Genomic DNA, 25650 nt, shown 5'->3' with positions numbered 1-25650 from the left:
GGACGCATAACCAATGCGCCCCCGGCAGTCTTTCTTCTTTTCCCCGCAAGTTTCATGGCATGTTTTAAAGCTTCCAAGAATAAATAGCATAGAGTACGTCGTGAAGGACTTGTGTCGCAATAAGGCGGAAAGGAGAACGCCCTTGAAACGAGCGCGGAATCCCAAATGGTCTTTCGTGGTGATGCGCGGCGCCGACAAATCCGTCATGCAGTTTCATGTCTCGAAACGATCGGTATTGGCGGCCCCTACCGCGGCCGTGCTTGCGGTTTCGGGGTGCATTGTCGGACTGCAGATCAAATCGGCCTACGAGCTGCGCCTGATGGAGGAGCAATTGTCCGGGCAGACCGCCCATTTCACGCAGACCGTATCCGGAAAGGACGAGGCGATCCGTGCGCTGCAGCAGGAAGTTGTCGAGCTGTCGCGCCAAGCGAAGGAGCTTGAAGCGAAGGTTGGCGAGCTGCATGAACTGGAGCTTAAGCTGAAACGGTTCATCGATAAGTACGGAAGCGGCGTGCCGCAGGCGCAGTCGTACAGTACGAGTCCGCGAAGTCAGAGCGCCAGTGCCGTACGTACACTGTCCGTTACGCCGCGGCTCGAAGACGCTGCCGAAGCGCGGAACGCGTTGGAGCTGGCCCGGATCGCCAATCGAACCGGCCTTAATCTGAAGGAGCTTGGCCGGATGGTCGATACGATGGAGCAGTCGATGGAGCTCACGCTTATGCGGGCCGAAGCTAGAAGAGCCGCCGTCGACGGTTACCCGTCCGGGTGGCCGACCCGCTCCAAGCTGCTGACGTCGGGCTTCGGTTACCGGAGCGATCCGTTCACGGGGCGCGCCGCCTTCCATGCGGGCATCGACATTACGGGCAAGCTTGGCGATCCGGTGTACAGCGCCGCGGACGGAACCGTATCGGAAACCGGCTATGACGGCATCTATGGCAGGTACGTCATCATCGATCACGCCGGCGGGCTGCAAACCGGCTACATGCATCTTAAGCAAATTGCGGCCAATGAAGGCGACGCCGTCGCCAAAGGAGACAAAATCGGACAGTTAGGCTCGAGCGGCAGAAGCACGGGGCCTCATTTACATTTTCAAATTATGCAGAAGAACGAACCCGTCAATCCGCTCAAATATCTTGCTCTCGTAAAGGAGGACTAAATCGGATGTTTAAGGAGAACAAGCGGCTTTCGGCGACGACGGATACGTTGATCGGGCAGGGAACGCTCGGCGAAGGAACGCTCCTATGCGAGGCGAACCTTCGCATCGAAGGGGAATATCGCGGAGACATCGACTGCAAGGGCGACGTCATCGTCGGCGAGATCGGCGTGGCCCGGTCGAACATTACCGCCAGCGAAATTACGATTGCCGGCAAAGTGTTCGGCGATATCGTCACGAAGGGCCGCCTCGTCATTACCGCCACAGGCCATTTGACGGGAAATATTACGGCGGCGACGCTTATCGTTCAAGACGGGGGCAAGCTGGACGGCCATTGCCGGATGGAACACGCACACGACCCTAAACAGCGCCCACGCCCGGAGGCGGACCCGGCGCAGCTTCCCGTCAATGAACCGAACGGAAAAGAGGCCAAGGAAAAAGCGCGGCAAGCCGGCTGAAGTTGACGGTCATGCAACCGGGTAACCGGCACGCGCGAACCGTCAACTGCATGTTAAGCTAAATCGATGTAGCATCGCGTCGCCCTTGAACCGCTGCCAGCCCGCGTCGCAACAAAGCAAAGCCGTTCCCCTATAGGAACGGCTTTGCTTTTTTTATGCGGCAACGTCACGCTTATTGAACACATACCAGGTCAACGCTACGAAAATGACGTAATACGCGCCCAGGATGCCGAGCGAGAACCACAGGTTCGAGCCGTCCTCCAAGCGGGTCGCCCCGATATACTTCGTCAGGTCCAAATGCATGAAGAGCAAGTAATCGATCCACTCGTATTCCAAGTAACCGAGCAGCAGGACGAAGTTGTTGACGCCGAGCAGCAGGAACAGCGACAGCCCGATCGCAAGCGCGCCGCTACGGAAGATCGTCGAGATCATGAACGCCAGCGTCAACGTCACGGCAAGCGACAGCAGCTTCATCCCGTAATACATAAGCATGTAGGCGAACGGCCCCGAAGAGCCGGGGAATAGAAGCATCTGCTGCGTCTCGTCGAGCGATACCGCCGAATTAATCCCGAAGCAGATCCAGTTGATTAACCAAGTGCTTGCGAATAAGACAGCGGCCAACAATACGGCAAACAGCATAATCGACACGTATTTCGACAGCAAAATTTTGGAACGCGACCACGGCCGGATAAGCAGCAGCTTGATCGTCCCGCTCGCGAATTCCTCGGCGACGCTGCTTGCCGCGATAACGACGGCGAATATCGTTAGCAGCATGAACAGAATCATGCTTTCCGTCGACATGACCTCCCACATGGACGTATCTCTGCCGCCGAACGACAGCCATAGGATCGAAATGAGGATCGCCGACGCGACCAGAATGCCGAGCATCACCCACGAGCGCGCCCGCTTATAAATTTTGATGTTCTCGTTATGGACCAGCTGCAAAAAATTACCCAATGCTCTCTCCTCCCGTTACTTCCAAGAACTGATCCTCCAGCGACTTCACATGCGCCCTTATGCCGTAAACTTTAATCCCGCCCGCCACGAGCGCCGCGTTAGCCGCCGCAATCCCTTCCCGGTCCGTTTCGATGGCAATGGCCTGCTCGCCTTCCTGCACGGGAGCGAGCCCGCTCGCCTGCAGCGCCTCGATCGCGCCCTGCGGACGGTCGACTTCGATGATGACGCGGGCGGTTTCGGCGCGCGATTCGGCGCCCCGAATTGTCCTTACGTCGATCAGCTTGCCGCCCTGAATAATGGCGACGCGGTCGCACATCAGCTCCATCTCGGAGAGCAAATGGCTGGATACGAATATCGCGATTCCTTCTTCTTTCGCTAACAAGCGCAAGTAATCGCGGAGCTCGCGTATGCCAGCGGGATCGAGACCGTTCGTAGGCTCATCGAGAATGAGCAGCTGCGGCTTATGCAGAATCGCCTGGGCTACGCCAAGCCGCTGGCGCATGCCAAGGGAATAGGTTCTCACTTTATCCTGAATGCGTCCTTCTAGTCCGACGAGCTTCACGACCTCATGGACCCGGTGCTCCGTAATGCCCGGAATCATCCGCGCGTAATGCATAAGGTTGTCGTAGCCGCTTAAATATTTATACATTTCCGGATTTTCGACGATGGCGCCGACATAGCGGATCGCTTTCTCGTACTCCTTCGCGATGCTGTGCCCGTTAATCCATATGTCGCCTTCCGTCATCGACATCAAGCCGACCATCATGCGGATCGTCGTCGTTTTGCCCGAACCGTTGGGGCCCAGGAAGCCGAATACTTCACCAAGCGGCAAATCGAGCGTAAGCCGGTCGATAATCGTCCGTCCCCCGATTCGTTTCGATACGTTTTGCAATCTTACTACGGGCTGCGCCATTTCAAAAGCCCCTCCTCCAGTCCATATCCTTCTTATTATAATCGTTCTAGGAAGCTATTGGAAGTTCGCGCAGCAAATAAGCCTCCGCCCTACGGTCGTCGCCGTAAAGCGGAGGCCCTCTATCGTCCTTGGCCTAAAACGGCTGAACCGAATGATCGGCCGCCTTCGCGTCTGCGCGCAGAAACATTTTGTAGTCGTAGTTTTTGCCGTTCGATTCCGCCATCGCGTCCTCTTTGTCCTCCTGCAAGCTGCACGCCAAGCAATAGCCCATGGGATGGACCACTTGAAAAAAACCTGTCCGAAATAAAATATCCGCGTCTGGATTCGCTACCATCTCTCCACAACTTACACAATAAAAACGGTCCTTGATCATCCGATAGATCGCTCCCTCTCTCTTCGTAATGATTGTCCGGAATCACATTCTTGTGCGGAATTATGTATGATGTTGTAGTTTATTTATCCCATTCGCTTTTTATGTAACAATCTGCTGTATAAATGATGAATTTTTTGCTGCTGCGGGTATCTGTCGATCAGCTCCTGATTCATCACGCCGATTATAAGGGAACGAAGCGTGTCCGTGCATTGGAATTCGACGCCGTGCACATGCTGACCGTTTTCGACGGATCGCCATACGATCCGCCCCCGCACATTAAGATGGACCTTCGATATGCACAAGCGAAACTCCGCCAAATAGTTGCTTTGAATCGGCAGCTGCAGGTCAGAGGCGAAGCATAAACCGTCCGGGCTCATGTTCAGCAGCCGGACCTTCGTCGTCGCATTCGTCAGCAATTGCCCGTTAATTCCCGTAAGCCTAAGCTCGGCCTCTTCGCCTTCCGTGAAGGTCAGCCTGATGCCCGAGCGCAAATCATCTTGATCAAACATCGCCATGCATCGATCCTCCACCCGAACGACTTATCGTTTAACAAGAACGAATAAATCTAGCATTGAATTCTATCGAAATGAATAGTATCCCTATTATACCTGAGCATGCAGATGGATAATGTCGGTTAGTGGGCGCGTACTAGTTCTATTTTCGTTCGTTTTTGTCGAAAAACAAAAAGGACTGTCACCTGCAGCCGTTCTTCGGCTCCAGATAACAGTCCTATTCGATTTGACGTTATTTGCCGCCTGCGCGAGCAAGCTCCTTCTTGTTCGTCTCGAACGCTGCGAGCAGTGCCGCATCGCCCTTCAGACCGCTGTCCTCCGCTTTGCGGATTTGCTCAAGCATGCGCTTGTAGTCCTTCGGAATGACTTTGACGAATTTGCCGATCGACGCTTCCCAATCGTTCAACAAGCGGGCGCCTGCCGCGCTGTCCGTATACTGAACGTGGGCTTCGATCATGCCGCGAAGCTCCGAGACGTCCTCCTCGTTCTCAAGACGCTCCAGCAGCACCATCTCCAGATTGCAATGGTTGTAGAAGTCGCCTTTCTCGTCGAGGACGTAAGCGACGCCGCCCGACATGCCCGCCGCAAAGTTGCGTCCGGTGCCGCCGAGGATGACGACGCGTCCGCCAGTCATATATTCGCAGCCATGATCGCCGACGCCTTCGACGACGACGTTCACGCCGCTGTTCCGCACCGCGAATCGCTCGCCGGCAACGCCGCGAATGTACGCCTGGCCGCTTGTAGCGCCATAGAATGCCGTGTTCCCGATAATGACGTTCTCTTCCGCGACGAACGTTGCCTTCGGCGACGGAGCGACGACGATCTTGCCGCCCGACAAGCCTTTGCCGACGTAGTCGTTGGAATCTCCCTCGATCGAAAGCGTAATGCCCTTCGGTACGAAGGCGCCGAAGCTCTGGCCCGCCGTTCCGACGAAATGGAGCGAAATCGTATCCTCAGGCAAGCCTGCCGCGCCGTAGCGGCGGGTCACTTCGCTCCCGAGAATCGTTCCGACTACGCGGTTCGTGTTGAGGATCGGGAATGTTCCTCGTACGCTTTCACCGCTCTCCAGCGCCGGCTGCGCCAGCGGAATGAGCTTCTGCACGTCAAGCGACAGCTCAAGACCGTGGTTCTGTTCTTGAATGTTGTAGCGGGCGGCATCCGCCGGCAAGTCCGCTTCATACAGCAAGCCGGATAGATCGATGCCTTTCGCTTTGTAATGCTCGCGAAGCGCCTTCGTCTCGAGCAGGTCGACGCGTCCGACCATCTCCTGAATGGTGCGGAAGCCAAGCTCCGCCATAATCTCGCGCAGTTCCTCCGCGATGAAGCGCAGATAGTTCACGACATGGCCCGGATCGCCCATGAACTTCTTGCGAAGCTCCGGATTTTGCGTCGCGACGCCGACCGGACAAGTATCGAGCTGGCATACGCGCATCATGATGCAGCCGAGCACGATGAGCGGAGCCGTCGAGAAGCCGTACTCTTCCGCTCCGAGCAGTACCGCAATCGCGACGTCGCGCCCGTTCATCATTTTGCCGTCGGTTTCCAGAACAACGCGGTCGCGCAGCTTGTTCAGCATAAGCGTCTGATGCGTCTCCGCGAGTCCGAGCTCCCAAGGCAAGCCGGCGTGGCGAATCGAGCCCATCGGGGACGCGCCCGTACCGCCGTCGTAGCCGCTGACCATAATGACGTCCGCGCGGCCCTTTGCTACCCCTGCCGCGATCGTTCCGACGCCGACGCCGGATACGAGCTTCACGTTAATGCGCGCGCGCGGGTTCGCGTTCTTCAGATCGTGCACGAGCTCCGCCAAATCCTCGATCGAATAAATATCGTGATGCGGAGGCGGCGAGATGAGGCCGACGCCCGGCGTCGAGCCGCGAACCTCGGCAACCCAAGGATATACCTTCAGGCCTGGCAGCTGACCGCCCTCGCCCGGCTTCGCGCCTTGCGCCATCTTGATTTGAATCTCGTCCGCGTTGACCAAGTAGTTGCTCGTTACGCCGAAGCGTCCGGAAGCGACCTGCTTGATCGCGCTTCGTCTCGAATCGCCGTTCTCGTCCGGCGTGAAGCGCGCGGGATCTTCCCCGCCCTCGCCCGTGTTCGACTTGCCGCCGAGGCGGTTCATCGCGATCGCCAGACTCTCGTGCGCTTCCTTGCTGATCGAACCGAACGACATCGCGCCGGTCTTGAACCGCTTCACGATCGATTCTACCGGTTCAACCTCGTCCAGCGGAACCGATTGGCGTCCCTGCTTGAACTGCAGGAGCGAACGAAGCGTCAGATGCTTCTTGTCCTCGCCTTGGACGAGCGCCGAAAACTTCTTGTACAGCTTGTAATCGTCCGTACGCGACGCCATCTGCAGCGTATGAATCGTTTGCGGCGTGAACAAGTGGTCTTCCCCGTCTTTGCGCCATTGGTATTCGCCGCCGGAGTCGAGCTCCTTCTCGCCGCCTTCCTGCTCCGCGAAAGCCCGGATATGGTGCTTCAGCGTCTCTTCGGCGATGACGTCGAGGCCGATGCCGCCGATGCGGGACGGCGTCCACGTGAAGTATTCGTTGATGACTTCCTCTTTCAAGCCGAGCGCTTCGAAAATCTGCGCGCCGCGGTACGATTGGATCGTCGAAATGCCCATTTTGGATAAAATTTTGATAACGCCTTTGGTCGCGGCTTTAATGAAGTTCTTGACCGCTTTGTCGTGCGAGATGCCGCGAAGCATGCCTTGGCGGATCATGTCGTCGAGCGTCTCGAACGCCAAGTACGGATTGACCGCGCTCACGCCGTAGCCGAGAAGCAGCGCGAAGTGATGCACCTCGCGCGGCTCGCCCGATTCGAGCAGCAGGGCGACCTTCGTGCGCGTTCCTTGGCGGATCAGGTGGTGATGCAAAGCCGATACGGCCAGCAATGCCGGAATGGCGGCATTGTCCTTGTCGACGCCGCGGTCGGACAGAATGAGCAGGTTATGCCCCTTGTCAATGACGCGGTCCGCCGCTTCGCACATTTGCTTCAGCGCCGCGCGCAATCCTTCCTCGCCCTGATCGGCAGGGAAGAAGATCGGCAGCGTGATCGAGCGGAAGCCCGGGCGGCGCACATGGCGCAGCTTGGCGAACTGCTCGTTGGACAAAATCGGCGTCTCCAGCTTAATATGGCGGCAGCTCTCCGGCTCGGGATTCAGCAGGTTGCGCTCCGGACCGATCGTCGTGCCTGTCGCCGTAATAATCTCTTCGCGAATCGCGTCGATCGGCGGGTTCGTTACTTGGGCGAACAATTGCTTGAAATAGTTGTACAGACGCTGCGGGCGCTCGGACAGAACGGCGAGAGGGGCATCGTAGCCCATCGAGCCGATCGGCTCCGCTCCGCTGCCGGCCATCGGCTCGAGCACTTTGCGGATGTCCTCGAACGTGTAGCCAAACGCTTGCTGCCGCTTCTGCACGGTCGCGTGATCCGGTTCCGGCAGCTCGGGCGCTTCCGGTAGATCTTCGAGATCGACCAGATGCTCGTTCAGCCAATCGCGGTATGGATGCTCGGACTCGATTTCCTTCTTCACTTCCTCGTCGGAAATGATGCGGCCCTGCTCCGTATCGACGAGCAGCATGCGGCCCGGACGCAGGCGGTCTTTGTACAAAACGTCCTCCGGCGGAAGCTCTACCGTGCCCGCTTCCGAACCGAGAATGATATGATCGTCCTTCGTCACGTAGTAACGGGCAGGACGCAGGCCGTTCCGGTCAAGCACCGCGCCGATCTTCACGCCGTCCGTGAAGCCTACCGCCGCAGGGCCGTCCCACGGCTCCATCAGCGTGCTGTGGTATTCGTAGAACGCTTTGCGCTCGTCGCTCATGCTCTCGTGGTTCGACCATGGCTCCGGAATCATCATCATCGCGGCATGCGCCATCGGGCGTCCGGCGAGGAACAGAAATTCCAGCGTGTTGTCGAACATCGCCGTATCGGATCCGTCCGGGTTGATGATCGGCTTGATCTTCTCCAGATCGTCGCCGAACAATTCCGAGGCGAACAGCGTCTGGCGCGCATGCATCCAGTTGACGTTGCCGCGCAGCGTATTGATCTCGCCGTTATGAATCAGATAATGGAACGGATGCGCCCGCTCCCAGCTTGGGAATGTGTTCGTGCTAAACCGGGAGTGGACGAGCGCCATCGCCGATACGACCGACTCGTCGTTCAGCTCGCTGTAGAACGAGCGTACCTGCTCGGTCGTGAGCATCCCTTTATATACGATCTTCCTCGAGGACAAGCTCGAGAAGTAGAACATGCTGCCGCCTTCCTTGCCGGCATATCGGATCGCAAGCTCGGCGCGCTTGCGGATTACGTACAATTTGCGCTCGAACGACATGTTGTCCTTCAGCGCCTCGTTCTTGCCGATAAACAGCTGGCGCACGAACGGCTTCACGGCCAGCGCGGATTCGCCCAGCTTCCGGTCGTCCGTCGGAACGGTGCGCCATCCGATCACCGTCTGGTTCTCCTCCCGCACGATCGATTCCACTTCGCGCTCGATCGCGCCGCGGGCGGCTTCATCCTGCGGCATGAAGATCATGCCGACGGCATAGTGTCCTTCCTGAGGAAGCTCGATCTCCTGCTTCTTCAGCTCGGATGCAAAAAAAGCGTGCGGAATTTGAAGCAATATGCCCGCTCCGTCTCCCGTATTCGGTTCGCTGCCTTGACCGCCGCGATGCTCCATGTTTTCGAGCAGCATCAGCGCCTGGCGGATGACCTTATGCGATTTGACTCCCTTGATGTTGGCCACAAAGCCCATGCCGCAAGCGTCTTTCTCGAACTGCGGATCATAGAGCCCTTGCTTCGGCGGCAATCCCAAAATATGTTCTTTCATTGTGTGCAACCTTTCTATGAGAAGATTTTTGGGTAAGCGTGATCTTGTTGTAAATAAGCACGGATGAATGCGCGGATTCGCTTCATTTTTGGCTTGTTTTATCATAGAATGGAAGTTAGCGAGGCGCATCGGCCTGCCCTATCCCATCCAGAAGCTAAACGGTTCAGCCGCACCGCTTCCGAGCGCTTCCGTTTAGTTAACCATATACCGGGCCTATACCGCGTCAATGCGATTATTATATCATTTTAACACCGGGCCAAAACGGAATCAATTTAATATTTTCATAATTGTTTGCACTTTTTTACGGAAGCGCGGCCGTGCGCCGTGCCAATCTTTGCCTTCATTTATATTCCCGCCGCAGCTGCTCCAGCTGCTCGATCCCTTGGGCCGCCCAGCGCCGCAGCTTGTCGAGGGCGGCGATTTCGTCCGCTACCGCTTTTTGCAGCGATTCCTTGTAGTCGGGCACGGCGCCGGCGAACCGCCTGACGTCGCGAAGAAGCACCGTCGTTTTCTCCGTATAGCTAAGCGCCCTTCTTTCATGGAACATCGGCACGTCCGGGTCGTACGGATGATGCATGTCTCCCTGCTCCGGATGCTTCAGGACGGCCAGCACCTTCAATACCGCCCTCGGCCCGTTTATTTCGACGAGCTCGCCTGCGTATTGGCCGGAACGGACCGCCGCCCCGACCAAATCTCCGACCTGAAAGCCCTGATTATTTCCATTTGCGTTCTCCATCATGCTTTATCCTCACCTTTATTTTCAATTTAATCGCTCTTGTCAAATTTTTGTAAATATAGTTCGATCAAGGAAGACATATCTTATCATTAAGCTAGCCTGCATTCAGAATAAATTATCCTCCATACGATGCGCAAGCATGCAGGAATCGCTTGTGTTACTCGCCCTTGCATCGTAATATGGAATTAGAAAAGTAGGTGGAATGAATGCGCAAGAAAAGAGTGCTTCTGCTCTCCGAAGGCTTTGGCTCCGGCCATACGCAGGCTGCCTATGCGCTCGCGGTCGGATTGAAGCAGCTGTGTCCGGGTATTCAGACCCGCGTCATCGAGCTTGGAAAATTCCTGAACCCGGTCCTTGGCCCTTTAATCATGTCCGCATATCGCAAAACCGTTAGCAGACAGCCTAAGATGGTCGGCCTCATGTACCGCAGCAATTATAAAAAATCGCTCAACCGCTTCACTCAGCTTGCGCTGCACCGCATGTTCTACACCCATACGTCGCAGGTGATCTCGCAGCTGAAGCCCGACGTCATCATCTGTACCCATCCGGTGCCTAACGCGGTCGTCGGCAGGCTCAAGCGCCTCGGGCTGGACATGCCCCTCTACACGCTCATCACCGACTACGACGCGCACGGTTCTTGGGTGAACAACGAGGTGAACAAATATTTGGTCTCCACCTCCATCGTCAAGGATCGGCTGCTCGAGAAGGGCGTAGCCGAGGATAAGATCGAAGTAACGGGCATACCCGTGCATCCGAACTTCTGGCATACATACGACAAAGAGGAAGTACGCAAGCAATTCAATTTGAAGCCGATGCCGACCGTGCTCGTCATGGGCGGCGGCTGGGGGATCATGTACGAAGACAACGCGCTTGAATATATGACAAAATGGCGCGAAACGACGCAGCTGATCTACTGCGTCGGCACGAACGAGAAGATGAAGGAGAAGATGCTCGCCGATCCGCTCTTCCAGCATCCGAATATTCACGTTCTCGGCTTTACCCGCGAAGTCCACAAGCTGATGGACGCCTCGGATTTATTGGTAACGAAGCCCGGCGGCATGACCTGCACCGAAGGAATGAGCAAAGGCATACCGATGCTGTTCTACGAGCCGATTCCCGGCCAGGAGGAGCAGAATTGCGAATACTTCATCAATAACGGCTTCGGCGAGATGCTCGATTCGAACGATACCGTCGACCGGTGGTTCAAGCTCATCCACGAGCCTTACGCCTCCGGACGATTCCGGGACGACCTGCTCGCCAAACGAAACGAACAATACAACCCGGTGAGCTGTCCGAATGCCGTCCTGCGCCTCATGCAGTGACGGCTGTCTTTTTCATCCGGACGGGAGGCATAATTTAAACGCCCTATTCCACATAGTATATATGATGAAGGGAGCTGTTACCCATGAGTTCACGACTGGCCGACGGCAAAACGATTATACTGAGGATCGAGCTCGATACGGACCGCGCGCAATTCGGACAGGCCGCCACCGCGATCGAGCAGGCAAGGGGCGACATCGTCGCCATCGACGTCATTCATACGGATCGAAACAAGAGCATTCGCGACTTGACTGTCAAAATCGCGGAGCAAGGCGCCTCCGAACGGCTCACCGCCGCGCTGCGATCGGTGCCCGGCATCCGGCTGCTTCATATATCCGACCGGACTTTCCTCCTTCACTTGGGCGGCAAAATCACGATCCAGCCCAAAACGCCTATCCAGAACCGCGACGACTTGTCGCGCGTCTATACGCCCGAAGTGGCCAGAGTGTGCCAAGCGATACACGAGGAGCCTTCCAAAGCTTATACGTTGACGATCAAACGAAATACGGTGGCCGTCGTATCGGACGGCAGCGCCGTTCTCGGACTCGGCAACATCGGCCCTTACGCCGCCATGCCGGTCATGGAGGGCAAGGCGATGCTGTTCAAGCAATTCGCCGACGTGGACGCCTTCCCGATCTGCCTGGACACGCAGGATACGGAGCAGATCATTACCGCCGTCAAAAACCTCGCTCCGGCTTTCGGCGGCATCAACCTGGAGGACATCTCCGCCCCCCGCTGCTTCGAAATCGAGCAAAGGCTGCGGCAGGAGCTCGATATCCCCGTCTTCCACGACGATCAGCACGGGACGGCGGTCGTGCTCTATGCCGGCCTGCTCAACGCGCTCAAGCTGACGGGGCGCACCCTGCGCGAAGCCCGCATCGTCGTTTGCGGTATCGGGGCCGCGGGCACGGCGTGCACGAAGATGCTGCTCGCAGGCGGGGCGCAGCATATTATCGGGGTCGACCGCGAGGGCATCTTGACCTCCGAGAGGACCTACGATAATCCGATGTGGCAATGGTACGCCGAGAACACGAACGCCGAACGGCGCAGCGGAGGCTTGGCGGAGGCGCTCGCCTGCGCGGATGTCTTCATCGGCGTGTCCGCCGGCGGCATATTGACCCGGGCCCACATCGAGACGATGGCGAAGGGCCCGATCGTCTTCGCGATGGCCAATCCCGAGCCGGAGATTCGGCCCGAGCTGGCGGAGGACATCGTCGCGGTGTTCGCGACGGGCAGGTCCGATTACCCGAACCAAATCAACAACGTGCTGTGCTTCCCCGGCATATTCCGCGGCGCGCTCGACAGCCGGGCGACGACCATCAACGAAGAGATGAAGCTCGCCGCCGCCGAAGCGATCGCTTCGGTGATCAGCGATGACGAGTTGAACCGGCTGTACATTATTCCGAGCGTCTTCAACGGGCGGATCGTCGAGGAGGTCCGCCGCCGCGTCATTCAAGCGGCCCAGCAGAGCGGCGTCTCCCGCCGCCAGACGCGCGAATAGGCAGTTGGCTGGCCGATCGGCCAAGGTCAGACCGGATGTGCCGGCGCAGACAGTCTGCCAGCGTGTCCAAATGTGCCGAGCCGAATTCCAGCCTGCAGCGCCCATTTGGAACCGCAATAGCGCCAATTTGTTCCGCTATTTCGCCCACAGAGCCGGGATTGCGCAGAATAGCGGAAACAATTGGTCTTATCGCACCGATTCCAGCCAGATGCAGCCTTCTGGAGCTGCAATAACGCCAATTTGTTCCGCTATTCCGTCCGCAAAGCTGGGACTGCGTGAAATAGCGGTAACAATTGGTCTTATTGTGGTGATCTTAGCCTGCAGCGCCCATTTGGAACCGCAATAGCGCCAATTTGTTCCGCTATTTCGCCCGCAGAGCCGGGATTACGCAGAATAGCGGAAACAATTGGTCTTATTGTGCCGATCTTAGTCTGCAGCGCCTATTTTGAGCGCAATAACGCCAATTTGTTCCGCTATTCCGCCCGCAAAGCCGAGACTGCGCGAAATAGCGGTAACAATCGGTCTTATTGCGCCGATCATAGCCAGCGGCTCCCTTCTGGAGCTGCAATAACGCCAATTTGTTCCCCTATTTCCCGATTGAGGCCGATCAAGTGTGAAATAAGAAACCTTTTTTCCTTTAACGGTCTTCGTCGCAAGGCTGTATTGCCAACGATTGATTCATAAGGTACCATTATATTATAGAAAATACGACGCGAAGAACGCGCCGCTTGCTTACGGATTGCCCGTAGCCAAGCGGCTTTTCTTGTTATATCGCAGATTTCGAGCCAATAAGGAGGATGATCCGATGAATTTCGAGGAAGCGCACGCGTTATTTATCCAGAAGCATTTGAGCGCCCGCAAGGGTGAAGCGTTAAGAAGACTGAAAACCGGCCATGATCATGCCGAGAAGCTCTTCCTTCAGCAGGCTTGGTGGCCTGCGTTCGGCGACTTCAACGACCTGCACCCGGAATATGAAACTTACGATTATAAAGACGGGAACCGTTATATTGATTTCGGCTATATCCGTTCCCGAATAAGGCTGGCAATCGAGATTGACGGCTACGGCCCCCATTGGAGAAACCTCGACCGAACGCAATTCGCAAACCAGCTTCGCCGCCAGAACGATCTAGTCATCGACGGCTGGATCGTATTGCGTTTCAGCTACGACGATATCAAAGAGCATCCCCGGTTCTGCCAGCAGAAGCTTCAGCAGCTTATGGGCCGTTTGCTTGGGACTCATCCGCACGAGGAGGATATCGGCTATTTGGAGAAAGAGATCATCCGCCTCGCCATGAGGACGCATGGCCCGATCACGCCTAGCGACGTCGGCCGCCATCTCGGGATCGACAACAAAACGGCGCGGAAATGGCTGCGCGGCCTGGTCGACAAAAAAAGGTTGAAACCTTCCGGCGGCGACTTGCGTATTCGGTCTTATGAACTAGAACGCATGCATTCGTTTTAACAGCGCATGTCAAGCAAATTCTAGCATTTCCTTCATCTTTACACAAAAGACATGACACCTATCATATTTTTAACCGTTTTAAATGTGCTATAATTAAATTCGGGCGACATGCGCGCCTATTCATCCAACTGGGGCATAAGTTAGCATATAAGGTTTTTCCCGCTTGGCTTTGCTCGTTAAGCAGGCTTTATGTGCAGGCTAGTTGACGGAAAAGGAGCCTGGTCATGTTTCAAGCTATTGTCGATTTTTTAAAGGATTTCGGGCCTTGGGGGCTAGTCATTCACTCCTTTCTCGATGCGATTATTTTTCCGATTCCGGCATTTTTCCTTCAAGTGTCGTTAAGCATCCTTAATCCGTCCACCGCGCTGTGGCTCGCTACCGTCGGCTATATCGCCTGCCTCCTCGGCACGCCGGTCGGCTACTATCTGGGGAAAGTCATGGGCAAGTCCGTTCTCTACAAGTTTCTGAAGAAAGAATGGATCGACGCCGCCACCGACAAGTTTCAAAAAAACGGCGAAGCCGCGATTTTAATCGGCTCCTTCACGCCGATTCCGTTCAAGGTGTTCACGATCCTGTCCGGCGTCTTGAATTTTCCGTTGTGGCGGTTGATCGCTTACGCCGCGCTCGGGCGAGGCCTTAAATTTTACATCGTCGGCCTGTTGTTCTATCTCTACGGCCAAGCCGCCGAGAGCATGGTGAAAGACGTTTCCTTGTATATCTTCCTCGGAGCCGTGCCGATTGTCGTCGCTTATTTGCTCCTTCGCAGAAGGAGCCGCAAGAAAAAGGAATCGGCCATGAAAGCCGAAGAACGGGAACGGCAGCAGGAACAGCACTCGCAGCATGACCAATACGAACAAGATCAGCATCCTCGACCGAAGAAGCAGCTTCCGGAAGAGTCGATTCACGTTAGCTCGTAACGATAAACAAGGGCCGGCCAGCTTATCGCTGACCGGCCCTTATTGCGTTACAGCGCGCTGCCGCCGAACAGGAAGCGGTATTCCCACTGCGTGCCTTCGATACTGCTGATCTTCACGCCGCCGCTTTCCTTGGAATACGTATGCAGCACTTGGCCGTCGCCCAAATAGATGCCGTCGTGCGTAATCGTCGCCGTCCCTTTGTTAACGCCCGCGTAAGCAGAGGCTTTCGAACCCTTGTAAGACATAAAGAAGATGAGATCGCCTCGCTTCAGTCCGCGCCAATCCGTCTTCGCCCCGCCCTTGTTCTTCACGTAGGCGCCCTGAGAGCGGGAATCGGCGGGCAGCTTTATGCCCACGCCGTCCAGGAAGGCTTGTCTCACGAAGTCGGAGCAGTCGAACGTAGCCGTGTTGCTTCGGCTGGACCCGTATTCATACGGCGTGCCCAAATATTTCATACCCGCCGCGATCACCTTTTCAACCGCCAGTGCGGGATCGACCGTCTCGTCCGGCTTGCTCGCCCCTCCGCCCGCGATCGGGCCGGTCACCGTTATGTAAGACGCGCTCGAGCTGACGTAGCCGCGCACGCCGCTTGCGTCCTGCACCTCGTACCAGTAGCCGTTCGGCTTCGACAGGACGACCACTTTCTCGCCTTTCTTCAAATAACGGATAAACGTCCCCGAGGTCGACGCGCTCTTGCGGAAGGAGACCGACGCTTTGATGACGGCGTTGGCTTTTTGCATTTGGTCCGGGTTCGGATCTTGGGAAGGAGCCGTGGAGGAGCCGGTGACCTCAACATACTTCGATGACGTGGAGATATAGCCGGTTTTACCCGTGGAATCGGTTATTTTGTACCAATACGCATTCGCTTTCTCGACGATCGTGACTTTCTCGCCCCTCTTTAGGGTGCGGACGACTTTGGCCGACGTCGACGGCGACGTGCGCATGTTGACGCCCGCTTGCACCTCGGCCGATTGCGCGGCCTGGGCTGCGGGTACCGAAACGGAGCTGAACAGCAATGCGGCCGTTAACGTTGCGGTTGCGATTTTTTGCTTCACGGTGTAATTCATGGTTTGCGCCTCCTTGGATGTGTGACCAGTCAATCGCGACGGTGCTGGTCTCATTGTAAGTTCGGCGGGCGCTGGCAAGCATCGTCCCTCGTTCCTATTTCCTTTTTTGGCAAATTGAGCTGGCAGACATATTCAACCGCTGTAAAATAATGCAAAAAAGGCATCTCCGGAATGGAGATGCCTTACGGCTTGCCGCCATAGCAGGCCGCGCCTGCGTTTGCTTGCGCAAAACGAAGCCCGCTTGCGCGAAGCAGGACCGGAAGCCGTGCTGGAAAATTAAACCGAAAGTCCTATAAACCTTATAGGCAGCTCGTATTTGGCAACAATTACCGCTTCCGTTCGTTACTTTTTATCCGCCATGTACTCGAACTCCTCGGCGATATCATGCGGCTCGACGTGAACGTGCACGCTCATAATATTATGCTTGCGCCCCATCCGGTTCTCGATTTCGTCGCAGATTTGATGGCTTTCGACAAGCGTCAGCTCCGGATCGACCTGCACGATGACGTCGACCAGCACATGGCTGCCGTGAACGCGCGCCTTAATGTCCTTGATCGATTTGACGCCCTTCGTCCTCGCGATCGTCGAGCGCATCGTCGACAGCTCGTTCGCGTCGAAGCCGTCGGTCAGCGCGTGCGTGGAGCTGTAGAAAATTTCCCACGCCGTTTTGCATATGATGACGCCGACGGCGAAGGCGGCCACCGGATCGAGCCATGGCAGGCCGAACTGCGCTCCGATGATGCCGATGGCCGCGCCCGTGCTCACGAGCGCGTCCGATAAATTGTCTTTTGCCGCGGCAAGCAGCGCTTGATTATTGATGCGAAGAGCCAGCCTGCGATTGTACATGTAGACGCCGGCCATACAGAGCGCCGCGAACAGCGCGACCCAGGCGCTCGTTAAATCCGGAACGGAATGCTCCGGCGAGAATAGCGATTTGACGGCGCTGATCAGCACCTGGATGCCTACCGTCGCCATAATGAACGAAGCGATGAGAGCCGCGATCGTCTCCGCGCGGAAATGGCCGTACGGATGGTCCTTGTCGGGCGGCTTCTGCGAGATGCGCAATCCGATCAATACCGCTGCGGAAGCTACGATGTCCGTCAAGTTGTTGAAGCCGTCCGCCACAAGCGCCCCCGACACGAACCAGTACCCTGCCGCCAGCTTTAACGCGGACAGCACCAAATACGCGCCGATGCTGACCCATGCGCCCTTCTCGCCTTGTTTGATCTCGTCATACTGATTCAGTTTCCATACCCTCCCAAGCACAAATGCGTATGCTTTCTATTATTTCCAATTTTCATAACGGTATCATACCCGATCGAATCCGTGTGGGTCTAGAGAAACAGTGTTGACTCGGGGCGCACTTTTATGGACGAGGGCAACAATATTATTATAAAAAGAAGCAGCGAACGCGCCCCGAAAGGCCGTCCGCTGCTTCATCCTTCATTATTGGATTTCGTAAATTTTGTACAGCTCGTCGAGCATCAGATTAGCTGCGATAACGCCGCCGGCCGTATTCCAGATCGCGTCGTTCACCTGGTAAGCCTTGTCGTTCTTCACGACGTTAAGGCTTTGCCACAGCGGATCCTTCAGCATCTCCTCTTCCATCGCCGTGCCTTTGCCGTCGCCGGTCTCGTACGTGAAGTAGAACAGGATATCCGCGTCCACCTCGGGCAGGCGCTCCTTCGTAATTTCTTCGACGAACGTATCTTTGTAATTTTGCTGGCTTTCAGGACGGGTAATGCCGACCTTGTCGAATAAAACGCCGGTAAACGTGTCTTTCAAGTAAATACGCGTTTTGCCCGCCATAAAACGAACGACCGAAACCTTCTGGTTCAGCTTGTCGCCGGCCTTCTCCTTAAAGTCCGCCGCGCGGTTATCGTAATCGGCGATGACCTTGTCGCCATCCGCCGTCTTGCCGAGCGCTTCCGCGTACAGCTTGAAGTTGTCCTGCCATGCGCCCCGCAATGTCTCCGAGAACACGGTCGGCGCGATCGCCTTCAACTGCTCGTATACTTTCTCCTGGCGAAGCTTGTTTCCGATAATAAGGTCCGGCTTCAGACTCGCGATCAGCTCCAGGTTCGGCTGGCTTTCTTCGCCGACGACCGTTACGTCTTTCATTTGATCCGCGATATGCGGGTACCATGGATCGCCCGTCCACGACTTGACCGCGCCGACCGGTGTAACGCCAAGCGCCAGCAAGGCTTCCGTTCCTTCGTTCGTCAACACGACGACGCGTGCCGGCGTGCCCTTGATTTCGGCATCGCCCATCGCGTGGGTAACCTTCCGGGCCGCATCCGAAGCAGCGGGTGAAGAAGCTTCCGGCGCCGGGCTTTCCGTATTTGAAGCACCGTTATTGTTGCCGGCCTGAGCGCCGCAGCCGCTAATCACAACCGCCAGCGTGAGCAGGACCGTCGAAGCCGTCCAAGTCAATTTACGTTTAAAACTTTGCAGCATTTTCCTTTACTCTCCTTCATTGAAAATCATTCTCACAATGTCTCCTTCGAAACTATAACAGGCGCTCCGGACGATGTCAATGAGGAAATGATAATGATTTTCAAATTCATTGACAGTGCCGGGCGCATCCCATAAAATGTTCTAGTAGTTAATCATACATCGTTTATCTATTGGGAAAGAGGAAGCCATGGACACACTACTATCAACGCGTTCCCGGAAGACCGCGGGACTGATCGTCGGCTTCATTATTTTGGCTGCGGGCATCGCATGCAGCGTCGCTTTCGGCGTCACGAACATCGGCTGGCGAACGATCGTTGCCTCCTATACCGATTTTAACGGCTCGCAGGAGCATCTCATTATAAAGACGGCGCGTATGCCGCGCGCGCTCATCGCCGCCGCGGCCGGCGCGGCGCTGGCCGTTGCCGGCTCCCTCATGCAGGGCATCACGCGCAACCCGCTGGCCTCGCCGAGTCTCTTCGGCGTCAACGCCGGCGCCGCTTTCTTCATCGTCACCGGCTCGGCTTTCTTCGGAGCAAGCGGCATGTCGACGTTCGCGACGCTCGGCTTCGTTGGAGCGGCTTTTACGGCTGCGCTCGTATACGTGCTCGGGTCCATCGGCAACGACGGCCTTACGCCGCTCAAAATAACGCTGGCCGGCTCCGCCTTGACGGCGTTCTTCTCCTCGCTATCGCTCGGCATCCTGCTGACGGGCGGCCAGACGTTCGACCAGGTGTTATATTGGTTCGTCGGTTCGGTCGCGGGCCGCGACATGGGCATATTCGGCGCGGCTGCCCCATACATGGGCGTCGCCCTGATCGCCGCGCTTGTCCTTGCCAGACATATGAACGTGCTGGCGCTCGGCGAGGACGTGGCCTCCGGCCTCGGCCAGAAAACGATCTACATTAAACTTGCGGCCGGCATCGTTATCATTCTGCTCGCCGGCGGATCCGTCTCGATGGCGGGGCCGATCGCCTTCGTCGGCATCATCATTCCCCACCTGACCCGTTATCTCGTGGGCACCGACTATCGCTGGGGCATCCCGTACTGCGCGGTGTATGGCGCCAATCTGCTTCTGGCGGCCGACATCGGCTCCCGGTACATATCGTTTCCGCAGGAAGTGCCCGTCGGCGTCATGACCGCCATCATCGGCGTTCCGTTCTTCGTGTACATCGCCAGAAGAGGAGGCCGATCCTAACATGAGCAAGCTTGAAATTACGATAAGGGGACGGAAGCATTCGTTTCAAATAAGCCGGAGAACGCTTACCGTGATCGCGCTATTGATGCTGGCCAATCTGGCCGCTATCATCGTCTGCGTCGGCCTCGGCAGCCAGACGATCGGCCCGCTCGGCGTCATACGTGCGATATTCGGCGCGGGGGATCCGTCCGAATCCATGATCGTCATGTCGCTTCGCATGCCGCGCATCGCGATCGCCGTCCTCGTCGGCGCGGCGCTTGCCGTATCGGGCGCCCTGCTCCAGGGCATCGTCCGCAACCCGCTTACATCGCCGGACATTATCGGCATCTCGGGCGGCGCTTCGCTCGGCACGGTCGTGTTCATCCTGTATTTCTCGCATGTGAGCATCCGGTTCATGCCGGTCAGCGCCATTGCCGGCGCGTTCGCCGCGGCGTTCCTCATCTATCTGTTCGCCTACCGCCGCGGCATTACGCCGCTTCGGCTCGTGCTGATCGGCATCGGCATGGCTACCGCGATAACGGCATTCACGTACATGCTTATCCTTACGGCTTCATTCACGCCTACCGCCGTGGCGGTTAAGGCGTTCACGTTCATGACGGGCAGCATTTACGGCGTATCCTGGGAAAGGGACGTGGCGACGCTCCTGCCTTGGCTCGTCGTCCTCATGCCGGTCGCGCTTCTTTACGCCAGACACTTGAACGTCCAGGAGCTTGGCGACGACGTGGCCGCCAGCGTCGGCAGCCGGGTTCAAGCGAAACGCACGATACTGCTGTTCATCAGCGTCGCGCTTGCCGGCGCGGCCGTCGCCATCGGCGGGGCGATCAATTTCATCGGCCTGATGGCACCGCATATTGCCCGCAAGCTCGTAGGTCCGGCCTACGGCGGCGTCATTCCGGTCTCCGCCCTGATCGGATCCCTCGTGCTGCTGCTGTCCGATCTCGTCGCGCGGGTCGCCTTCATCCCGCTCGATATTCCGGCCGGCGTCTTTACGGCGGCGATCGGCGCGCCGTTCTTCATCTATCTGCTGTATCGTCACCGCAACGGCGCATCTTAACGGATAGCCTGATCTCTGCCTATATTCGACTAATCAAAAGGGAGTGGACCTCATGTCCGTCATCGAAGCAAAAAGCCTCACCTTGTCCTACGGGCAGAAGCCCGTCTTCTCCGGGCTCGACTTATCGGTTCCGCCGGGCAAAATTACCGTCCTCATCGGCAGCAACGGCTGCGGCAAATCGACACTGCTGCGCTCGCTCGCCAGGCTGCTCAAGCCGCAGGAGGGCTCAATCCTGCTGGACGGCACCGAGATGGCCAAGCTCTCGAGCAAGGAAATCGCCAGACGGCTCGCCATTCTTCCGCAAGGACCGGTCGCGCCGGAAGGACTGACCGTGCACCAGCTCGTGAAGCAGGGCCGCTACCCGTACCAAAGCTGGCTTCAGCAATGGTCGAAAGAGGACGAACGAATGGTGAACAACGCGCTTGAAGTGACGGATATGGACGGGCTGGCGAACCGGCCGGTCGATTCGCTCTCCGGCGGTCAGAGGCAGCGCGCCTGGATCGCGATGACGCTCGCCCAGAACACGCCGGCCATTCTGCTCGACGAGCCGACGACCTACCTTGACATGACGCATCAAATCGAAGTGCTCGATCTGCTGTTCGACCTCAACGAACAGGAGAACCGCACCGTCGTCATGGTGCTGCACGACATTAATCTTGCCTGCCGGTACGCCCATCAGATCGTCGCCGTCAAGGACGGCCAAATCTACGCCCAAGGAGCGCCGGAGACCATCATGAACGAGCAGCTCATCCGCAGCGTGTTCGATATGGAATGCCAGGTGACGTACGATCCGATCTTCGGCACGCCGCTGTGCATCCCGTACGGCAAAGGCCGCAAAATCGCCAAAGCGGCCGTCGCCGCCTTCTAACGGAAGAAGAGCCGTCCCGGCAAGGGAACGGCTCTTCTTCTTTTTTTAACCTTTGACCGACCCGCCGAGCAAGCCGCGGACGAAATACTTTTGCAGCGCGAAAAATACGGCCAGCGGCATAAGCATCGACACGAACGCGGCTGCGGTCAGCAAATGCCAATCGTTCCCCTTCGACCCGACCAGGTTCGCGATGTTCATCGACAGCACCTGAACCTCCGGCTGGCTGCCGAGGAAGATAAGCGACACCAAATAGTCGTTCCATACCCACAAAAACTGAAAAATGCTGATCGAAGCAAGCGCGGGAACGGACAGCGGCAGGATGAGCCTGCTGAAGATCGTAAAGTTCGTTGCCCCGTCCATGAACGCCGACTCGAACAGGTCCTTCGGCAGCTGGCTGATCGAGGTGTACATAAAGTACGTAATGAGCGGCAGGCCGAAGGCGGTATGGGCGAGCCAGATGCCGAAGTACGTGCCGTTCAGGCCAAGCGAGGTGTAATCCCGCAATATCGGGATAAGCGCGACCTGGAGCGGCACGACGAGCAGGGCGATGATGACGACGAACAGCGTCTTGCGGCCCGGAAACCGCAGCCAGGCGAAGGCGTACGCGGCGAAGGAAGCGATGAAGATCGGGATGACCGTTGCCGGTACGGTTACCGCCACCGTGTTCCAGAACGAGCGCGACATGCCGCTGCCCTTCTCCGTCTTCGTGCTGCCGTCCGGCATCGTGATCGAATACGTCTTCCCGCCGAGCACCGTCTCGTAGTTCTGGGTCGTAAAGCGCGAGATGAACGTCCAGCTCTTCTCCTGCACGTTAATCGTTCGCGCGCGGCGGTTCTCCCAGATCAGCCTTTCTCCGTCCGCGACGACGCCGGCCCGCAGCTGGTCGTCCGTGTACGTCGCTCCGCTTACCTCGATCGGCTGCCGAAGGTCCGTGTCCTTCGGCAGCTGCAGCTGCTCCGTCGTCTGCCAATCGCGATGCGGCAAAACGTTCCACCAGCCCGTAGCCAATATGTCGGCCGCCGGACGGAACGACGAGACGAGCAGTCCGAGCGTCGGGATCGTCCAAATGACGCAGATGATCGCAAGCACCGTGTTGACGAGCCATTTGGACCTGCGCATGCCCTTCCTTCCACGCATTTAGAAGCCTCCCTCCCTGCGGAACTGCCGCAAATTGATGACGATGACCGGGATGACCGCGACAAGCAGCACGATGGCGAGCGTCGAGCCGTAGCCGGCGTTCTGGTACATGAAGAGCTGCCGGTAGAATTGCGTGGCCACTACGTCGGTCTCGTACTGCCCGCCCGTCATGATCATGACGACGTCGAAAATTTTGAGCGTGAACACGATGATCGTCGTCGTTACCGAGAGCAGCGTGCCGGAAATATACGGGATCATGATGCTGAAAAAAATGCGCACCTCGCCCGCCCCGTCCACGCGCGCCGCCTCCAAAATATCGTCCGGAATGCTCTTGATGGCCGCCGAGAAGATGACCATCGCGAACCCGGTCTGCATCCAGATCAAAATGACGATCAGGAACAGGTTGTTCCAGGGCTGGACCATGCTGAGCCAAGCCTGCGGCTCCCCGCCGAGCGAGACGACGATCGCGTTGAGCAGGCCGATCTGCTCCTGGCCCGGCTGGTAATAATAGATGAATTTCCAGATGACGCCGGCCGCCACGAACGAAATCGCCATCGGCATGAAAATAAGTCCTTTCGCCAGCTTCTCGAAGCTGCTCCGGTCGGCCAGAATCGCGATCAGCAGCCCCATGCCGACGCAGGCGAGCGTCCCGAAAAATACCCAGAGCAGGTTATTTCGCAGCGCCATGACGAGCAGCCGGTCCGTAAAAACTGCCGCATAGTTCGCCAGCCCAACGAAATTCGCCGAGCCGGCATCGAAGAAGCTTAAATAAAGCGTCCGAAGCGTCGGAAACACAAGCAGCCAGCCGAGCAGCAGCACGGCGGGGCCGATGAAGACGAACGGCAATATTCTACGCTTCCACCGGTCCGGATATTGCTCGACGACCCAGTTGAGCGAGTAGTAAATGAAGTAAATGCCCAGCGCTCCCCACGCCACGGCAAGTATAGCCTTGACGATCGGATGCAGGTCCGCGTCGCGGAAAAACAAGAAGATGACCCATTGAACGGCAATGTTGAGCGTCGGCACCAGCAGCGTAATCAACAGAAGCCGCAGCGCATTGCCGCCGCTCGCCCTCATTTCCATAACCGATAACCTCCTTCGTCAGCATAGGCCGAGTCCGGCGGACGGTACTGCGGCCATCCCGGCCGCAGTACCGCCTGCGGGGCTGAAGTTACTTCCACCCGGCTTGAATTTCTTCCAGCGCGGTGTCCAGATCGACCGTTCCGCTTACGTAATCGGTCATCCCTTTCCAGAACGTGCCCGCTCCGACGGCGCCCGGCATCAGGTCCGACCCGTCGAAGCGGATCGCGTCCGCCTGCTGGATGAATTCGGCCATGCGTCGCTCCTGGTCGTTCGCGTACCACGACGGATCGGCGTCGTTCATCGGCGCCGTCACGCCCCCGGATTGAATCCACGTTTTGAGCGATTCGCCGGTCGTGAAAAATTCCATGACGGCGCGTACCTCCGGCCGATCGTTGAACATCGAGTAGATATCGCCGGAAATAAGCGCCGGCTGGCCGTATTGCTCGTCGATCGGCGGCAGCGGGAACCAGTCATAGTCGTCCGCCGTCAACCCTTCCGGGAAGAAGGTCGTAATAAATCCGGCCTGACGGTGAAGCCACGCTTTCGGCGGATTGTCGAACAGCGGCTTGACCGCATCGCCGAACGAAGTCGTGGCGATCGATTTCCGGCCGCCGTATACGTAATCCTCGTTAAACCAGATGTCGGACATTTTTTGCGCGGCGTTCTTCACGATCGGATCCGTGAACGGCAGCTCGCCGGCTACCCATTTGTCGTAGTTTTCCGGAGACGTCGTGCGAAGCATGATGTCCTCCATCCAGTCGGTTGCCGGCCAGCCGGTCGCCGTGCCGCTCTCGATGCCGATGCTCCAGGCCGGATCGCCGTCCTTGGCGATCTGTTCGGTCAAAGCCATCAGTTCATCCCAGGTGGCCGGAACGGTATAGCCCGCTTCCTCGAACGCCTTCTTGTTGTACCAGACGAGGCTCTTCACGCTGCTTCTCGCCCACACGCCCGCCATGACGTCGCCGCTCGGGCCTGCCATCGTGCCCATGTCGAGCCAGCTTTGGTTGTACTGCTTCTTCAAATATTCGTCGCTCAGGAACGTCTTCACGTCGACGACCTTGCCGTCCTTCACGAATCCCTTCAGCAGCCCCGGCTGTGGGAAGTCGGCAATATCCGGGGCGTTGCCCCCGTTCACCCTGACGGAGATCGTCGCCTCGAACTCCTTGGAGCCTTCGTAGGAGATGTCGATGCCCGTCTGCTCCTCGAATGCCTTGATGCTTTCGTTGAACTTGACTTCGTCCGCGTCCGTGAACGGACCGAACATCGTCACCTTCTTGCCTTTATATTCGCCGTTCATCGCTTTGGCCAGCGCGGTATCCCCCTCGGCCGCGCCGCCTTCGCCCTCTTCGCCCTCAGCGGCCGTCGGAGACGGCTCGTTCGTCGTAGTATTGCCCGCGCCGCCTCCGCATGCCGTCAGAAGCATGATGAACGTCAGCAACAGAATAAATGCTGTCCATACCTGTTTTCCTCTTTTTGTACGCACAGACCTCATCCTTTCGGTAGTTTGGTTTCGAAGCCATGAATAATCCGGATAACGCGTTGCAGCTACCACCCCCTTTAAAATGCCATTACAGCCGTTTTTTATGCCTTGACCGGGCGAACAGCTCGAGACAAGCCCGAGACAGCGCTTTCAAAAAGGCGGGAGTCGCT

Annotated in this window: 21 protein-coding genes; 9 read left to right on the top strand and 12 right to left on the bottom strand. The window is 57.3% G+C overall.

Going from position 1 to position 25650, the window contains the following annotated elements; all coding sequences use genetic code 11:
- Positions 1-142: 142 nt before the first annotated feature.
- Both IDH41_RS05135 and IDH41_RS05130 read left to right on the top strand, forming a co-directional pair.
- Complete coding sequence (locus tag IDH41_RS05135) at positions 143-1156, top strand: M23 family metallopeptidase (protein ID WP_190858905.1); 1014 nt, start codon at positions 143-145, stop codon at positions 1154-1156.
- A 5-nt stretch (positions 1157-1161) separates the two neighbouring features.
- Positions 1162-1611: a bactofilin family protein gene (locus tag IDH41_RS05130; RefSeq protein WP_190858903.1), complete on the top strand. Its 450-nt coding sequence runs from the start codon at positions 1162-1164 to the stop codon at positions 1609-1611.
- Between the two features lie 153 nt (positions 1612-1764).
- Here IDH41_RS05130 and IDH41_RS05125 read toward each other — a convergent pair whose 3' ends face one another.
- From IDH41_RS05125 to kapB, 6 genes are all read right to left on the bottom strand, one after another.
- Positions 1765-2568 carry an ABC transporter permease gene (locus IDH41_RS05125; protein WP_190858902.1) on the bottom strand — a complete coding sequence of 268 codons (804 nt, stop codon included), beginning with the start codon at positions 2566-2568 and terminating at the stop codon, positions 1765-1767.
- Positions 2561-3481: an ABC transporter ATP-binding protein gene (locus IDH41_RS05120; protein WP_190858900.1), complete on the bottom strand. Its 921-nt coding sequence runs from the start codon at positions 3479-3481 to the stop codon at positions 2561-2563. Before IDH41_RS05120 ends, IDH41_RS05125 begins: the two co-directional genes overlap by 8 nt.
- A gap of 133 nt (positions 3482-3614) precedes the next feature.
- Complete coding sequence (locus tag IDH41_RS05115; RefSeq protein WP_190858898.1) at positions 3615-3752, bottom strand: hypothetical protein; 138 nt, start codon at positions 3750-3752, stop codon at positions 3615-3617.
- A gap of 185 nt (positions 3753-3937) precedes the next feature.
- Entirely contained in the window at positions 3938-4369 is a 432-nt protein-coding gene (locus IDH41_RS05110) for a PilZ domain-containing protein (protein WP_190858896.1), read from the bottom strand.
- 229 nt (positions 4370-4598) lie between these two features.
- Positions 4599-9203, bottom strand: a complete 4605-nt coding sequence (gltB, locus tag IDH41_RS05105) for a glutamate synthase large subunit (RefSeq protein WP_190858894.1) — start codon at positions 9201-9203, stop codon at positions 4599-4601.
- Positions 9204-9543: 340 nt separating this feature from the next.
- A complete protein-coding gene (gene kapB, locus IDH41_RS05100; protein ID WP_223829458.1) occupies positions 9544-9942 on the bottom strand; it encodes a kinase-associated lipoprotein B in 399 nt (132 codons plus the stop codon).
- 203 nt (positions 9943-10145) lie between these two features.
- Between kapB and IDH41_RS05095 the strand changes: the two genes are divergently transcribed.
- The 4 genes from IDH41_RS05095 (at position 10146) to IDH41_RS05080 (ending at position 15139) form a co-directional block, all read left to right on the top strand.
- Complete coding sequence (locus IDH41_RS05095; RefSeq protein ID WP_190858892.1) at positions 10146-11261, top strand: MGDG synthase family glycosyltransferase; 1116 nt, start codon at positions 10146-10148, stop codon at positions 11259-11261.
- A gap of 83 nt (positions 11262-11344) precedes the next feature.
- Positions 11345-12760 (top strand): NAD-dependent malic enzyme, encoded by a 1416-nt coding sequence (locus IDH41_RS05090; protein ID WP_190858890.1) that lies wholly within the window; start codon positions 11345-11347, stop codon positions 12758-12760.
- Positions 12761-13565: 805 nt separating this feature from the next.
- Positions 13566-14222, top strand: a complete 657-nt coding sequence (locus tag IDH41_RS05085) for a PDDEXK family nuclease (RefSeq protein ID WP_190858888.1) — start codon at positions 13566-13568, stop codon at positions 14220-14222.
- A 224-nt stretch (positions 14223-14446) separates the two neighbouring features.
- Positions 14447-15139 carry a YqaA family protein gene (locus tag IDH41_RS05080; protein WP_190858886.1) on the top strand — a complete coding sequence of 231 codons (693 nt, stop codon included), beginning with the start codon at positions 14447-14449 and terminating at the stop codon, positions 15137-15139.
- A gap of 47 nt (positions 15140-15186) precedes the next feature.
- On the opposite strand, the gene IDH41_RS05075 is transcribed toward IDH41_RS05080, so the two are convergent.
- From IDH41_RS05075 to IDH41_RS05065, 3 genes are all read right to left on the bottom strand, one after another.
- Entirely contained in the window at positions 15187-16206 is a 1020-nt protein-coding gene (locus IDH41_RS05075) for a C40 family peptidase (protein ID WP_190858884.1), read from the bottom strand.
- A gap of 342 nt (positions 16207-16548) precedes the next feature.
- The gene (locus IDH41_RS05070; RefSeq protein WP_190858968.1) at positions 16549-17451 is read right to left on the bottom strand and encodes a cation diffusion facilitator family transporter; all 903 of its coding nucleotides are present in this window, start codon (positions 17449-17451) and stop codon (positions 16549-16551) included.
- 201 nt (positions 17452-17652) lie between these two features.
- Positions 17653-18663 (bottom strand): ABC transporter substrate-binding protein, encoded by a 1011-nt coding sequence (locus tag IDH41_RS05065; protein ID WP_190858882.1) that lies wholly within the window; start codon positions 18661-18663, stop codon positions 17653-17655.
- A gap of 187 nt (positions 18664-18850) precedes the next feature.
- Here IDH41_RS05065 and IDH41_RS05060 point away from each other — a divergent pair, with 187 nt between their 5' ends.
- The 3 genes from IDH41_RS05060 to IDH41_RS05050 are packed head-to-tail and all read left to right on the top strand — an operon-like array spanning position 18851 to position 21780.
- Positions 18851-19858, top strand: a complete 1008-nt coding sequence (locus tag IDH41_RS05060) for a FecCD family ABC transporter permease (protein WP_190858880.1) — start codon at positions 18851-18853, stop codon at positions 19856-19858.
- Position 19859: 1 nt separating this feature from the next.
- The gene (locus tag IDH41_RS05055; protein WP_190858878.1) at positions 19860-20912 is read left to right on the top strand and encodes a FecCD family ABC transporter permease; all 1053 of its coding nucleotides are present in this window, start codon (positions 19860-19862) and stop codon (positions 20910-20912) included.
- Between the two features lie 52 nt (positions 20913-20964).
- On the top strand, positions 20965-21780 hold the full coding sequence (locus tag IDH41_RS05050) for an ABC transporter ATP-binding protein (RefSeq protein ID WP_190858876.1): 816 nt from the start codon (positions 20965-20967) through the stop codon (positions 21778-21780).
- A gap of 45 nt (positions 21781-21825) precedes the next feature.
- Here IDH41_RS05050 and IDH41_RS05045 read toward each other — a convergent pair whose 3' ends face one another.
- The 3 genes from IDH41_RS05045 to IDH41_RS05035 all read right to left on the bottom strand — a co-directional run bounded on the left by IDH41_RS05045 (position 21826) and on the right by IDH41_RS05035 (position 25492).
- Positions 21826-22917 (bottom strand): carbohydrate ABC transporter permease, encoded by a 1092-nt coding sequence (locus tag IDH41_RS05045; protein ID WP_190858875.1) that lies wholly within the window; start codon positions 22915-22917, stop codon positions 21826-21828.
- Positions 22918-24000, bottom strand: a complete 1083-nt coding sequence (locus IDH41_RS05040; protein ID WP_190858873.1) for a carbohydrate ABC transporter permease — start codon at positions 23998-24000, stop codon at positions 22918-22920.
- A gap of 88 nt (positions 24001-24088) precedes the next feature.
- A complete protein-coding gene (locus tag IDH41_RS05035) occupies positions 24089-25492 on the bottom strand; it encodes an ABC transporter substrate-binding protein (RefSeq protein WP_190858872.1) in 1404 nt (467 codons plus the stop codon).
- Positions 25493-25650: the final 158 nt, after the last annotated feature.

The organism is Paenibacillus arenilitoris (assembly GCF_014705655.1).
In the GTDB taxonomy this organism is placed as follows: domain Bacteria; phylum Bacillota; class Bacilli; order Paenibacillales; family Paenibacillaceae; genus Pristimantibacillus; species Pristimantibacillus arenilitoris.
The sequence above is the reverse complement of the archived record's forward strand: the minus strand, read 5'-3'. Positions and strand labels throughout refer to the sequence as shown.